9 protein-coding genes are annotated in these 13,626 nt (G+C 67.0%); 3 read left to right on the top strand and 6 right to left on the bottom strand.

The features are described 5' to 3' along the window. Window positions 1–182 precede the first annotated feature (182 nt). The gene (locus tag VD997_11160; protein HYE62542.1) at window positions 183–1,187 is read right to left on the bottom strand and encodes a fibro-slime domain-containing protein; all 1,005 of its coding nucleotides are present in this window, start codon (window positions 1,185–1,187) and stop codon (window positions 183–185) included. Between the two features lie 384 nt (window positions 1,188–1,571). On the opposite strand from VD997_11160, the gene VD997_11155 reads away from it, so the two are divergent. Then, a complete protein-coding gene (locus tag VD997_11155; GenBank protein ID HYE62541.1) occupies window positions 1,572–3,053 on the top strand; it encodes a UDP-N-acetylglucosamine 1-carboxyvinyltransferase in 1,482 nt (493 codons plus the stop codon). 121 nt (window positions 3,054–3,174) lie between these two features. Continuing rightward, window positions 3,175–4,011, top strand: a complete 837-nt coding sequence (locus tag VD997_11150; protein ID HYE62540.1) for a hypothetical protein — start codon at window positions 3,175–3,177, stop codon at window positions 4,009–4,011. Between the two features lie 70 nt (window positions 4,012–4,081). Here the strand turns inward: VD997_11150 and VD997_11145 are convergent, their stop codons facing one another. Together VD997_11145 and VD997_11140 are read right to left on the bottom strand one after the other, a co-directional pair. Then, a complete protein-coding gene (locus VD997_11145; GenBank protein ID HYE62539.1) occupies window positions 4,082–4,984 on the bottom strand; it encodes a prepilin-type N-terminal cleavage/methylation domain-containing protein in 903 nt (300 codons plus the stop codon). Window positions 4,985–5,037: 53 nt separating this feature from the next. Continuing rightward, window positions 5,038–6,426: a hypothetical protein gene (locus tag VD997_11140; GenBank protein HYE62538.1), complete on the bottom strand. Its 1,389-nt coding sequence runs from the start codon at window positions 6,424–6,426 to the stop codon at window positions 5,038–5,040. Between the two features lie 357 nt (window positions 6,427–6,783). Between VD997_11140 and VD997_11135 the strand changes: the two genes are divergently transcribed. Continuing rightward, the gene (locus tag VD997_11135; protein ID HYE62537.1) at window positions 6,784–7,941 is read left to right on the top strand and encodes a hypothetical protein; all 1,158 of its coding nucleotides are present in this window, start codon (window positions 6,784–6,786) and stop codon (window positions 7,939–7,941) included. Between the two features lie 48 nt (window positions 7,942–7,989). On the opposite strand, the gene VD997_11130 is transcribed toward VD997_11135, so the two are convergent. The 3 genes from VD997_11130 to VD997_11120 form a co-directional block, all read right to left on the bottom strand. After that, window positions 7,990–8,418, bottom strand: coding sequence for a response regulator transcription factor (locus VD997_11130; GenBank protein ID HYE62536.1), 429 nt, complete (start codon window positions 8,416–8,418; stop codon window positions 7,990–7,992). Continuing rightward, entirely contained in the window at window positions 8,415–11,039 is a 2,625-nt protein-coding gene (locus tag VD997_11125; GenBank protein ID HYE62535.1) for a response regulator, read from the bottom strand. The genes VD997_11130 and VD997_11125 overlap by 4 nt, the downstream gene beginning before the upstream one ends. 76 nt (window positions 11,040–11,115) lie before the next feature. Then, the coding region (locus tag VD997_11120; protein HYE62534.1) for a response regulator at window positions 11,116–13,626 on the bottom strand (2,511 nt) is incomplete at its 5' end.

Below are 13,626 nucleotides of genomic sequence, written 5' to 3'. Positions count from 1 at the left end.
TGGATGTGGGAGGGGTGGGAGGGCGTCGCAGCGAACTGCGTCGCCGCCGATCCGGGACTTCGCCACGAGCGGCTCAGTCCCGGCCTCGTGGAGAGCGGCTCAGTCCGGCTTCGTCCATGCATGATGAAAAGAAAACGGCCGGCGTGTGGCGCCGGCCGTGGGGTGCTCAGTTGTGGTCGCGATCAGTCGAAAGGCTCGGTGATCGGCGGCGGATCGACGCGGCGCATCGCCATCGACATCTCCATTCGGAAGTTGCACAGCGGGCGGTTGCGGTTGGCGTAGAACACCTGGATGCGGGCGTCCTGACCGTCGCTCAGGAAGCTCAAGCGGTCGAGGTCGATGCGCTGAAGGGTGTTGGCCGCGACGCCGCCAAGGTCGATCACGAGCTGGCCGTTGATGAAGACCCAGAGGTCGTCGTTGGCCTTGAAGGAGAAGTACTGGCCCTGCCCGTGCCGGTAGGTGAAGGTCGAGTCGATCGTGTAGGTGAAGTGGTAGTTCTTGTTGCCGCCCTGGGCGCCGCCATTGGCGCCCTGCAGGCGGCCGTTGACCATGAAGAAGCCCTCGAGCTGGGCGTAGTGCGTGTCGAGCGAGTCGTCGAACACGTAGCGGTTGGTGCCCGGGATCCGGTTCAGCGTGAGCGGGATCAGGGCGGACATGTTGACGCCCGGCACATCGCGGAACCATTGCGAGAAGCTGTTGGCGCTGGTAACCGCGCCGCCGGGATTCACATCCATCTGACCCGTGACGTCGCCCACACGGCCCTGGATATAAGCCTTCGCCGGACCCGGCATGATGTTCTGGCCCGAGGCGTCCTTCCACTGGGTGGAGACCTTGTAGCCCGTGGAGCGGAAGATCGGCTTGCCGTCGGCGTCGAGGGTGTCCTGCACCATGCCGGCGTAGTGGCCGAAGCCCTGGGCGGGGGTCATCTCGAAGTCGGGGTGGCCGCCCGCGACGTTGCGGGCGCGGAAGTCGCGCACCACGCCCTCCATGCGGACGAACGCGGGGAGCGCAGCGTAGGGGTCGGATGGCGTGGTGCCGCCGGTCGTGCCGCCGGTAGTACCCCCACTTCCGCCGCTACCGCCGTTCCCGTTGCCGTTGCCAGGCGGGGGCACGGCCAGGGCGAGCCCGCCGGCGAGCGCGGCCAGGACGGCTGCTGACTGAGCGAAGGTGGAGAGCTTGAGACGCATAAGGAACCTCCCTGCAAACGTCGCGTCGGCTTGTGGCCCACGCGGGAACCGCACACGATCAAGGTTCCGATTCGCGCCGGCGGCGTGCCAGCCTCATGGGCGGAAAGTTGGGGGTGATGCGCCGGAGCAGGTGGGCCTGTGCGGGGTGTAGCGGCCCCCTCGCGTTCGGCCCTCGCTCCATCGCCTTTCCGAGTCCATCGAGCTGCGTCAGCGGTGTGGATCAGCGCGCGGTTGCTGTCTTCCAAGCCAAAGCACCCGGGGGGCCGATGTAGTGTGCGGCCCGCCGGCCCAAGGGCGGTCCTGTGGCCGCGGACGGAACGCGGTTATCGGGACCAACGGAGCCGGGACGGGCGTGGCGGCCAGCAGCGGGCGCGAAGGGATTCCATGGATACGTTCGTGATTGAGGGCGGTCACCGCCTGTTCGGGCGGGTTCGGATCAATGGCTCCAAAAACGCGGCCCTGCCCATGCTGGCGGCGGCCCTGCTGACGGACCAACCCGTCACGCTGCGGGACGTCCCCAGCCTCGCGGACATCCGCAACATGCTCAAGTTGCTGGGCGAGCTCGGCTGCACCAGCGAGGCAGGGCTGGTGGACGGGGCCGTGCGGCTTCAGTCGACCGACGAGAGCCTCTCGCACGCGCGGTACGAGATTGTGAAGACCATGCGGGCGTCGATTTGCACGCTCGGTCCGATGCTGGCCCGGCGCGGGTACGCCCGGGTCTCCATGCCCGGCGGGTGCGCCATCGGCGATCGGCCCGTGGACCTGCACCTGCGGGGGCTGGCGGCCCTCGGTGCGCAGGTGACGCTCACGGCGGGCGATATCTATGTCAAGGCGCCCCCGGGCGGGCTGGTGGGGGCGACGGTATTCCTGGGCGGTTCGTTCGGCTCGACGGTGCTGGGTACCGCGAACGTGATGTCCGCCGCGACCCTGGCCAAGGGCACCACCATCATCGAGAGCGCCGCGTGCGAGCCGGAGATCGTGGACCTCGCGAACCTGCTGAACGCCATGGGCGCGAAGATCACCGGCGCGGGCTCGCCGCGCATCACCATCCAGGGCGTGGAAGAGCTCCATGGCGCGGACTACACCGTCATCCCCGACCGCATCGAGGCGGGCACGTTCATGATGGCTGCGGCCATCACGAACGGCGATCTCACGCTCGACAACTGCCCGATGGACGCGCTGCTGAGCGTGACGTACACGCTTGCAGCTTGCGGCGTGCACGTGCAGCCACTGACCAGCCTGCCGGTGACGAGCACGAATGGGTTCGGACACGGCAATGGGCATAACGGGCACGCGAATGGGAACGGCTACGCCAACGGCAACGGAGTGCGCCACCGCACTCCGGCGCTGACGATCACGAGCGGCAGCAGCGATCCATTTAGGAATACGGATAACGACCCCATGCGGCGCAGCGTGCGAGTAACCTGCGACCGCGTGCTGCGGCCGGTCGAAGTGACCACGCAGCCGCACCCCGGGTTCCCGACCGACCTGCAGGCCCAGCTCGCGGCCTTGCTCACCCTGGCCGACGGCAACTCGGTGATCACCGAGCGCATCTTCCCCGACCGCTTCCTGCACGTGGCCGAACTGCTCCGGATGGGCGCCAAGGTGATCCGCCAGGGCTCGACCATCGTCATCAGCGGCGTGCGTGGCCTGGTCGGCGCGCCCGTCATGGCCAGCGACCTGCGTGCCAGCGCGGGGCTGGTGCTCGCCGGCATGGCGGCGCAGGGAACGACGGTCGTTAACCGCGTGTACCACCTTGACCGCGGCTACGAGCGCATGGAGGACCGCCTGCGGTCCCTGGGCGCGTGCATCGAGCGGGTGGACGAAAAGGTGGCGATGGGGGCCGAAGCCGTCGGCGCTTCGTAAGTACTTGTCCTGCAGAACCATCGACCGGGGCGCCCTCGCCCCGGTTTTTCCTTGCGCGGATTTGCAGCAACCGGCCTGCACCCCGCTCAGTAGACTCGGGCGTCAGCGAGAGGAGAGAGACATGACCGAGTTCCCTGGGCGTGGCCGCGTCGCGGCCGGGTTGAGCGTTTTGCTGCTGGCCGCGGGTGCTGCCCAGTCAGCTACGACGCTTGCGGTGCAGGTTTCATTGGCCGGCCAGGAGAACTGGCAGACCTCGCTCAACGCCTTCCCAGGCGCGTCGGTGGACGTGCGGGTGCTGGTGTCCTACCAGGGGAGCGCGGCGCCGCTGGGATTTGCGTTCACAAGCTATCAGCCCACCCTCAGCAACTGGCATGCGACTGACACACTCGGGCCGCTCGTCAACAACGGCTGGGGCGGTCAGCAGACCACCCCCATCGGGGCCGTGCAGGATGCACCGGGGCAGTACGGACGGATCATTCCCTACGCGTTCTCGAATATTCCCGAGAACAACCGGGTAATCGGGCACATCAACACAGTGTCGGGCACCACGTACCTGCGCGTGGCACAGCGGCAGGTGACATCATGGTTCGGCGGCACGGGGAACACCTCAGGCGGCAGCGGCGTGACCGCGTGGCAGCTCAGCGACCAGGGTCGAACGGCGTCCACGCCCGCATTCAGTCCCGCGCTGGTCAATGTGACGCTGTTCAAGTTCAAAGTCCAGCTCTCGAGCACGGAAGTCGGCCGCACTCTGCACGTGGACATCCCTGCCGCCGGAATCAGCAACGGACGCAACAACGGGCAGCCGTACGTCGCGTGGTTCCAGAGCATGTCCGAGCCGGTGGGCTCGCTGCTGGAGGTGCCATCCGTAGTGACGGCGTCAATCAATCTGCTCCCCTCGCCAGGCACACTGCTCCTCCTGGCACCCCTCGCTGTGGTACAGCGGAGACGGCGCGGCTGAACCACGAAGACGGAATGAAAAAAAAACGGCCGCTTTCGCGGCCGTTTTGGCATCAGAGCTCGACGGGCGTTCACAGGGGTGGCGTGACGACCGGCGAGTTGATCCAGCCATAGGGGCGTTGCCGCCAGTTCGTGGCGTTGCTGGTGTTGTCCGGCTCGACACGGACGAACGTGCTGGTGTTGAGGGCGTAGAGGTCCCAGCAGTCGGTGTCGGCTGCTTCCCGGACTTTCTTCTGCGGGCCGCGCGAGACGTCGAAGAGAGCAACGTGGCCCTCGGCGTAGCCGATGAAGCCGCGCTTGGTGTGGTTCTCAGCGACCTGGTCGCTGCTGCCGAACCAGCCGTCGCGCACGAACTGGTTGTGGAAGTAGATGGACTCCTCGACGAAGAGCGGCACACCGGAGAGCAGGCGGAGGGCTGTGGTGTTGCCGGGGAGTGTGTTGGGGGGCGTGGCGGAGAGGGCGTAGGTCTCGGGGTTCTCGAGCACGCCTATCTTCACGGTGTTGCCGATGCGCAGTCCCTGCATGCGGCCAACCATGGTGTAGTCGAACTCGAGCTTGTCGTCGGGCGTGACCCACCAGGACCGCCACGGTGGGCCGAGCTCCGGCGTGGCGCCCTGACGCTTGCGGTTGGGGCACTCGGCGATTTCGTTGGTGTCTCCGACGTACTGGTAAATGAGGCCGTTGCCGCGGAGGAGCGTCGAGTCGCGCTCGTACGCGGCCTTGGACCAGTCGTAGCCGGGCCAGATGCGATCCTTCCAGTCAGTTGCGTAGCTGTTCGCGGCCTTGCTGATCTGGCTCAGGTTGGACATGCACTTGACGGCGCGCCCGGCCTCGCGTGCCTGCGCGAGCGAAGGCAGCAGGATGCCGATGAGCAGGGCGATGATTGCGATGACGACGAGGAGCTCGATCAGGGTGAAGCCGGAGCTGTTGCGCTTTTCGTGGAATGGCGCGGGGCGTTGAAGTGAGTGGATCAAGGTGCTCCTCGTCGTCATCGTCTCTGGAGGCTGGAGAGCGGGAAGGACGAGGCTCAGCAGGGGTTGCCGCCGAGCACGCGGAAGAACGCCTCGATGTCCTGGTCGGTGCCGATGTCACCGTCCCCGTTGAAGTCGGAGCCCTGGCAGAAGCACGTTTCGCAGCAGGTGCCGCCCAGGCAGGCGAAGAACGCCTCGATGTCCTGGTCGGTGCCGGAGTCGCCGTCGCCGTTGTAGTCCTGGGGCCCGCACTGATCGCCGGGGCACGCGGGGGCGCACGGGCCGGTCGGGGTGAACACGTAGGCGGAGCCGTCGCCGTCGGAGCGTGCGCCGATGAGGAGCAGGCCGTTGCTGGCGGCAACGCAGGCGCCGAAGCGCTGCCCCTCGGCCGCGTCATTGGGGTAAATAGGCGGGAGCGGGGTCGCGTTCCCCTGGGGGCTGATCTGGTAGGGGTAGACGGCCCCGGCGGAGGCGCCGCTGGTCATGTCGCCCTCGGCGCTCACAATGAGGGTGGAGGTCTCCGGGAGGAAGGCGAGGCGCCGGCCGAACTCGTTGTTGTAGGTGCCGGGGTTGATGGTCTCGACGTAGTCGTAGTTGTTGCCGTTGCGGCGGTAGGTGTAGACCTGCCCGGAGAAGGGGCGGTCGGGCGCGCCGACGAAGAGCAGATCGTTGTGGACGAGAACTCCCATGCCGTAGCCGTTTGGCGGGAAGATCTCCGCGGGCGGGAGCACCTGCGAGTGCAGCTCATACTGAGTGCCGTTCCAGATATAGACGAAAACCGAACCGTAGAAGCCGGGGTCGAACTGGTCGGGGGCGCCGATAGCGAGAGTGTCGCCCTGCAAGGAGACGGACATGCCGAACTCAGGGCCGTCCATCATGGAGGGGTTGAGGTTGGACTGAACGTGCGCCCAGCCGGTGGGCGTGCGGGTATAGACAAACGCATTGCCACCGGGGCCGCCGTTGGGGTGCGTCCATGAGGTAGTGACGACCAGGCGGGCGCCATCAGTAGCCACGGCGGTGCCGAAGGCCTGCACGCCGGCCGGGGGGTTCAGGGTGGCTTGCTGCGCGAATGCAGTACCGGTGTCCACGAAGGTGTACACGCGCCCGGCGAAGTTGTTGGCCATGTAGTCGGTGGTCACGATCGTGTTCCCGTGCATGGCGATGCCGTGCCCGTAGCGGGTGGTGCTGGGGTTGACGCCCTCGGAGGGGAGCAGCGGGCCGACGTGGGTGAGGGTGTTACCGGCGCGCCGGTAGAGGACGAAGGCGGTGGCGGGGGAGTCGCCCTCGGAGTCGCTGGCGACAGCGCCATAGTTGTCGGACAGGGCCGTGTAGATGCCGAAGCCGTTGTAAGCTGGGTCCGGCAGGTGCTTCTGGAGCTGGCACTGGGCGCTGGCGGCGGCGGGCAGGATGGCAAGAGCGGCGAGGGCGCAGACGGCGGGTTGCATGGCAGGGCTCCAAGGAAATGAGAGGGGTTTCGGGCGGGGTTCTTGTTCTCGGATCGCTGTCGAATTCAGATCAAGTGGGAACAGCATGACAAAACCGCTGGGATGCGTCAAGAGAAATCCGCTCGAACAGCAGAAATACTGGTGTTCTGGGTTGTTCTCGCTTATGCTGGGGGCCCTTTGAAGCGTCGCGCAGCCACAACCCGGGTCCGTACGCCCACCGCCGCCCGCCGCAGGGCCGGAGCGCGCACAGGGCCGGCGATCACCCTCACGGAGCTGCGCCGCGTTGGGGAATCTCTTCAGGGAGACTTCGATGCGCTGATCGGGGCATTCCCGTCACACGCGCGGGGCGCATCCGAGATGTCGCGGTGGCTGGGCGTGAGCCGCCCGGTCTGCCAGCGGCTGGTCGCGGCCGTGCGGCGCGTGCAGGACGGTGCGGAGGTCGTCGCGGCCCTGCCGGGCGTGAAAGGGCTGCAGGAGGTTGTGGAGCGAGCACGCCGGCTCGGGTGCGACGAAACCGCCGTGGCGAACGCGTCACGCGCCGCCGAGCGCTACGGCACCCTGATCGACCGGTGCGGCGGGAGCCAGGCGGAGCTGATCCGTCTGGCGGAACGCGTGCGGAGCGGAGCGGGGCCAGAGGAGACCGGGACGATCGCGGCACGCCGTGCAATGTTCGAAGCTGCCCGGGCGATCATGGACCGTTGGGCGGAGTGCAAGTTCAGCGTGATCGCCCTGCGGCCGATGCCCGAGGACAGCGCGTACATCGAGCACGCCGCGGTGACCGGCTACGCGGGCCTCAACGGCGGTCCACGCGCTCAGCCGCTGTGCCAGCACACGCGTCTGGCGTCGGGGCTTGAGGGCGACACCGGGTCGTCGCCGCTGCGGAGCCTCGTGGAGGGGCGGCCGCTGCAGGGTGAAACCGCGCGAGCGCTGGTGCCGGAGTTCTGCACCGAGCCGCTCCCGCGCGTCTCCATCCGAAGAGCCAGCTCCGGTCTGCTGCTTGTCGTGGAGGTGAGCGGCGCCGGCGACGTGGTGCTGGCGGATCGCTCGTGGGGAGGGCAGCATCCGCGGATGAGCGACCCGCCGGTGGTGAACGTATCGACGCTGGTGGACCCGCCATGCAGGTACTACTCGCTCGTCATGATGCTTCACCGCGAGCTCGCCCGTGAGTGCGTGGGCACGGCCGGGTGCTACGTGCTGGGCGCCCGGGGGACCGTAGCGTCGGCGGTCGGGCCTGACGGGAAGGTGTCGAGCCGACGCCCGACGGAGCGGTGGTTCGACCGTGCGCCCGAGGCAGTGGCGTTGGAACAGCTATCCCCAGGGCTGGAACAGCTGGCTGACCCTGGATACCCCAAGCTCGGGGCGCTTACACGCCACATGTTCGCGGAGGTGGGGTGGGACGCGGATGAGTTCGTGACCTACCGCGTGGCGCTCGAGTACCCGGTGTGGAGCACCGAGTACCTGATCAGCTTTGACTTTGCGCCTGATGGCACAGGCTCGGCGGCAGCACCACAGTGAGCGGTGCGCCCATCCACGTGCGTTAGAGGTACGAAGCCTCCACAGAACTCAGGTGCGCCAGATCACCTTGCGCACGAGTGGGCTTAGTACAACCTCGCCGGCATCCACGCGCTGCAGGTTCTGGAGCAGCACCTCGATTTCGTCATCCTTGTGGAGGTAGCCGAAGGCGCCGGAGTCGAGGGCTGCGTCCGCAAAGTCCTCGCGGATGTGCCCGCTGAACATCACGACCTTGGTCTGCGGGCACTTCTCGGAAAGCAGCTTCACGAGTTCAAAGGTCTCGACGCCCGGCATGTCTACGTCCATGAGGACCACGGCCGGGCAGGTCTCATGCACGTGATCGACGAGGGTGTCGGTCGACTCCAGCCACCCCCCCCAGGTGAAACGTGCGTCTCTGCCGATCACGCGCGACATCGCCTCCGCGAGGATGGCGTTGTCGTCAACGAGCAGGACCTTGATGCGCTTGGTGGTCGTGGTCATGAGGTGGCCTCTGCCGGCTCGGGGGCCGGGGTTCCGGCACTGGTGCGGGTGACGCCAAGGGCGTCCACCAGTGCTTTTCGGAGATGCGAGGTCCCGGGCTTCTTACCCAGGTAGCAGACACGGGGATCGGCGATCTGCGGCTGGTGGCCGTCGCGGGCGCGGGCCCCGGGGGCGAGGTCTTCGAGCACCACGGCCCGCCTTGCCCCATCCTGAGCCAGGAACGCGGCGACACGCTCCGGCGTGGCGGCAGCGCCGCCGACCACCCAGAGTTCGGCGTCGGGCACGCCCTCCTGGTCGAAGGCGAGGGCACGGGCGTGGGAAGCCTCGATGAGCACGGAGACGAAGGAGAGCGTTCGCTTATCCTCGATGGTGATCGCGGCGTGGGCCGCGGGTGCACGCCCGGCCTGGTCGCCCGTGGGCGCGCCGGTCCGGGGGCGGAGGACGAGTGTGAACTTCGCTCCCCTTCCGGGCGCGGTGTTGAGGATGACGCTACCGCCGGCACCCTCGACCCAAGCGCGGACCATGGCGAGACCCATGCCGGTGGAAACCACGCGGGTCTTGGTGCTGAAGTACGGCTCGAAGCAGCGGGCGGCGACGTCCGCGGTCATGCCCGGCCCATCGTCTTCAACGATCAGTTCGACGGAGCCGTCCTGCTCGCCCGCGATCGGGCGGGCGGAGATGCGGATCACGCCCTTGTCCGCCCCGCGTCCAGGCGCGGTAGCCAGTGCCTCGCCAGCGTTCTGCACGAGGTTGAACACGGCCTGTGTGAGACGGGCCGCAGGAATAGAGACCACCGGAAGGTCGGGCGCGGCACTTCCTTCAAGGCGGACGCCACGCGGGAGGGCGGCGCGGAAGACGCCCTCGACGTCGCGCCACCATGCCGAGAGGTTGGTGCCAGTATTCTGGTCGGTAATGCGATCTGGGTCCAGCGCCAGCAGGCGCAGGCCCGAGGCCAGGCGCTGGAGGTAGCCCACCGCCTCGCCAATTGCGGCGACATCACCCATCGCCTGCTGGGCCAGGCCGGACTCAGCAAGGCTGTGCAGCCGTGCGCGGATTGGCAGGAGCAGGTTGCTCATGTCGTGCCCCAGGCCCGCTGCGAGCGTACCAACGGCAGCGAGTCGCTCGGCCTGGCGCAGCCGCTCATGCGACCGCTCGAGCGCCCCCGTGCGCTGCTGAACGATCTCCTCGAGCTGCTCGCGGTGAGCGCGAAGCTCGGTCTCCGCGCGGGTGCGACGGACGAAGGCGCCGATCTCGCGCCCGATGGACCCCACCATCGCGATGAGGCTCTCGTCGGGCGGGGCCACATCGCGCGAGTACATGGTGATCACGGCTTCGCAACGGCCGGATTCGACCACTGGGAACCCCAACGCGCTGTGCAGGCCCGCGGCGATGGCCCGGTCCACCCAGGGGAGGCCGGAGAGGCCTGTCAGCGTGCCGTACCACTGAGGCTCCCTGGTCTGCGCAACTTTGCCGGAGAGGCCTCGCCCGATGGCGAGCCGCGTTCCGAGGGCCTCCTTCTTGAACCCCAGGAGCTGCGGAGCATCGGCTTCAACGTGGCACGCGGTGCAGCGGACATGGGCGTCTTCGACGACCCACATCTTGGCGGCCGACACATCGAGCGTCTCGCAGAGTCGCGCGAGCAGCTCGTCCGCGGCGCCATCGAGGCTCTCCGCAGTCGCGAGGATCTTTGTGACTGCGTGCTCGGCGGCAAGGCGGCGGGAGGCGCGATGGCGGGACGTGAGGTCGCGGAAAACGACCACCTCGCCGGTGATAACGCCGCGCTCGTTGCGGACGGGGGTGCGGACGAACTCGACAGGGAACCTGGTCCCGTCCTTGCGGGTGAAGAAGTGGTCGGGCCCGGGCGTGGAGACAAGGGGCGCGCCGTCGAGCGCGGGTAGCTGCGGCACTTCCGGCGCGGGTTCCGGGAGCAGTTGGGCCAGCGGCTGCCCGATGAGCTCCTCGGGCGAGTAGCCCAGCAGCTGCGCCGCCGCCGGGTTCACGAACGTGGCGAAGCCGCCGTGGTCGATGCCGAAGATGCCCTCGCCGACGGATTCAAGGAGCAGGCGGACGCGCTGCTCACTGTCTCGCAAGGCGTAGTTTGCAAGGGTGAGGTCCTCGGTGCGCTCGTGAACACGAGACTCGAGCCGCTCGTTGGCCTGGCGGAGCTCCTCCTGCGCCTTCTCGCGTTTGTCGACTTCCGACTGGAGCTGGCGGTTGACGTCGGCGAGGGCGCGGTTCTTCCGGTAAAGGTCGATGAAGACCGCGACCTTGGTCTTCAGAATGTCGGGGTTGATGGGCTTACTGAGGTAGTCGACGGCGCCGGCGCCGTACCCGCGGAGGACGTCCTGCTCCTCGATGAGGTGGGCGGTGAGGAACAGGATGGGGATGTTCTCGGTGCGCTTGCGCTTCTTGATGATCTGCGCGAGCTCGAGGCCGGAGATGCCGGGCATCTTGATGTCGAGGACGATGGCCGCGAACTCGCGGTGCAGGAGTTCCAGCAGCGCCTGCTCGGCGGATTGTGCACGGACCAGCTCGTACTCGGGCGAGGAAAGGATGGACTCCAGGACGTCGAGGTTGCGCGGCTGGTCGTCAACGAGCAGGATGGAGACGCTGTTCTGCATTTACCTCGCGCTGTCGCTACTCCTTACATCTCCGGCAGAGACCCGAACAGAATGGAACCCTTAGCCCTCGGGGGCTTTAGCGGTACAGCCACACCCTTAGCAGAGACAGTAGCTGGTCCGTGTTAACCGGCTTGGCGATGTAGTCGCTGGCCCCGGCCTGGAGGCACTTCTCGCGGTCCCCCTTCATGGCCTTCGCGGTGAGCGCCAGGATGGGCAGGGTGCGGAACTCGGGGATCTTGCGGATCTCTCGCATGGTCTGGTAGCCGTCCATCTCGGGCATCATGATGTCCATCAGGACGACCGACAAGTCCGGGGTTTCCTTGATGAGCTCGATCGCCTGTCGCCCGTTGGTCGCGCTCATGACCTCCATCTCGTAGTTCTCGAGGACGGTGGTCAGGGCGAAGATGTTGCGGGCGTCGTCGTCGACCACCAGCACCTTCTTGCCCCGGAGGACCTCCGACGAGCCGTGCAGGCGCTCGAGCATCTTGCGCTTGCTCTCGGGAAGGTCGGTGACGACCCGGTGCAGGAACAGCGCGGTCTCGTCGAACAGCCGCTCGGGGCTCTGGACGTCCTTGAGCACGATGCTCTTGGCAACGGTGCGGAGGCGGCCCTCCTCCTCCTCGCTGAGCTGCTTGCCCGTAAAGACCACCACGGGCACGTCTCGGAGCGTGGGCTCCGCCTGCACGCGCTCGAGCAGCTCGAAACCGGTCATGTCGGGCAGGCGGAGGTCGATCACGCAGCAGTCGAACACGCGGTCGAGGAGCGCGGCCATCGCCTCCTTGCCCGTGCCCACCGCCATGATCTCGATATCGTCGTGGTTGAGCAGCTCGACGATCGACTTGCGCTCGATGTCATTATCCTCGACGACAAGCAGGCGCTTGGTGTGCGGCTTGACGTAGGTCTTGATCCGGTCGAAGGCGTGCTCGAGGTCCTCGGTGGTTGCGGGCTTGACGAGGTAGGAGAGGGCGCCGTGGCTGAGCCCGTGACGGCGTTCCTCTTCCACCGAAAGCATCTGCACCGGGATGTGGCGCGTGGTGGGGTCCAGCTTGAGGTTGTTGAGAACGGTCCAGCCGAGCATGTCGGGCAGGAAGACGTCGAGGGTGATGGCGGTGGGCTTGTAGTCGCGGGCCAGAGATAGGGCGGTCTGGCCGCGGTTGGCGACAATCGCCTTGAATCCCTTGTCACGAGCCAGGCCAAGGAGCACGCGGGCATAGTGCGGGTCGTCATCAACGATCAGCAGGACGCTGTCTCCGTCCATGATCGAGTCACGGTCGTCGGGGATGATCTCCTCGGCGATGGGGAGGACGGGGAGGGCCTTGGCCATGGGACGCTGCGAGAAGGTCGTGTTGGACGGTGAGGGCATGGACGCCCCGCGGGCGGGGCCGGTATACGCGACGGGCAGGAAGAGCGTGAAGGTGGAGCCCTGGCCGGGCTGGCTGACGAGCTTGATCTCGCCGCCGAGCAGGGTGGCCAGCTCGCGGGAGATGGCAAGGCCCAGACCCGTGCCGCCGTACTTGCGGCTGGTGCCGGCGTCGGCCTGCTGGAACGCCTCGAAAATGAGCTTCTGCTTCTCAGGGGCGATGCCGATGCCGGTATCGGTGACGCTGAAGGCCACGACGTTCTGAGCGAATCGCAGGGTCGGGTGGTCTGGCGTGAACCCGTCCTGCACGAGGCGGACGCTCATGTTGACGTGGCCCTGCGCCGTGAACTTGAAGGCGTTGGAGAGCAGGTTCTTGAGGATCTGCTGGAGGCGCTTGGAGTCGGAGGTGAAGGTGCGGGGCAGGTTGTTGTCGAAGTCCAGGTTGAACCGGAGGTTCTTCTGCTCGGCGATGTGGTGGAAGGTGCGCTCGACGTTGTCGCGCACGGTGCTGAAGGGGAGCTCCTCGGCCTCAACGGTGACCGTGCCCGACTCGATCTTGGAGAGGTCGAGGATGTCGTTGATGAGGGTGAGGAGGTCGGTGCCGGCGGAGTGGATGTTGCGGGCGAACTCGACCTGCTTGGTGTTGAGGTTGCCGCCCCCGTTCTCGGCCAGCTGCTGGCCCAGGATGAGGATCGAGTTGAGCGGCGTGCGCAGCTCGTGCGACATGTTGGCGAGGAACTCGGACTTGTACTTGGAGGTGAGAGCGGGCTCGGCCGCCTTCTCCTCGAGGGCCCGGCGCGCCTGCTCGACCTCCTTGTTCTTGCGTTCGACCTCGACGTTCTGCTCGGCGAGCTGCTTGGCTTTCGAAGCTAGCTCCTCGTTGGTCTGCTGCAGCTCGGTCTGGCGCGTCTGGAGCTCCATGGTGAGCTGCTGCGACTGCTCGAGCAGGTTCTCCGTCCGCATTGTGGCTTCGATGGTGTTGAGCACGACGCCGATCGACTGGGTGAGCTGCTCGAGGAACGTGAGGTGGGTGGGCGTGAACTGCTGCAGCGACGAGAGCTCGATGACGGCTTTCGTTTCGCCCTCGAAGAGCACCGGCAGCACGACGATGTTCATCGGCGCCGCTTCGCCCAGTCCGGAGTTGATCTTGACGTAGTTCGACGGGATGTCGGTGACGAGAATCCGCTCCTTCTCGAGTGCGCACTGGCCGACGAGACCCTCTCCCAT

It is taken from the genome of Phycisphaerales bacterium, from assembly GCA_035627955.1.
Taxonomy (GTDB): domain Bacteria; phylum Planctomycetota; class Phycisphaerae; order Phycisphaerales; family UBA1924; genus JAEYTB01.
The sequence above is the reverse complement of the archived record's forward strand: the minus strand, read 5'-3'. Positions and strand labels throughout refer to the sequence as shown.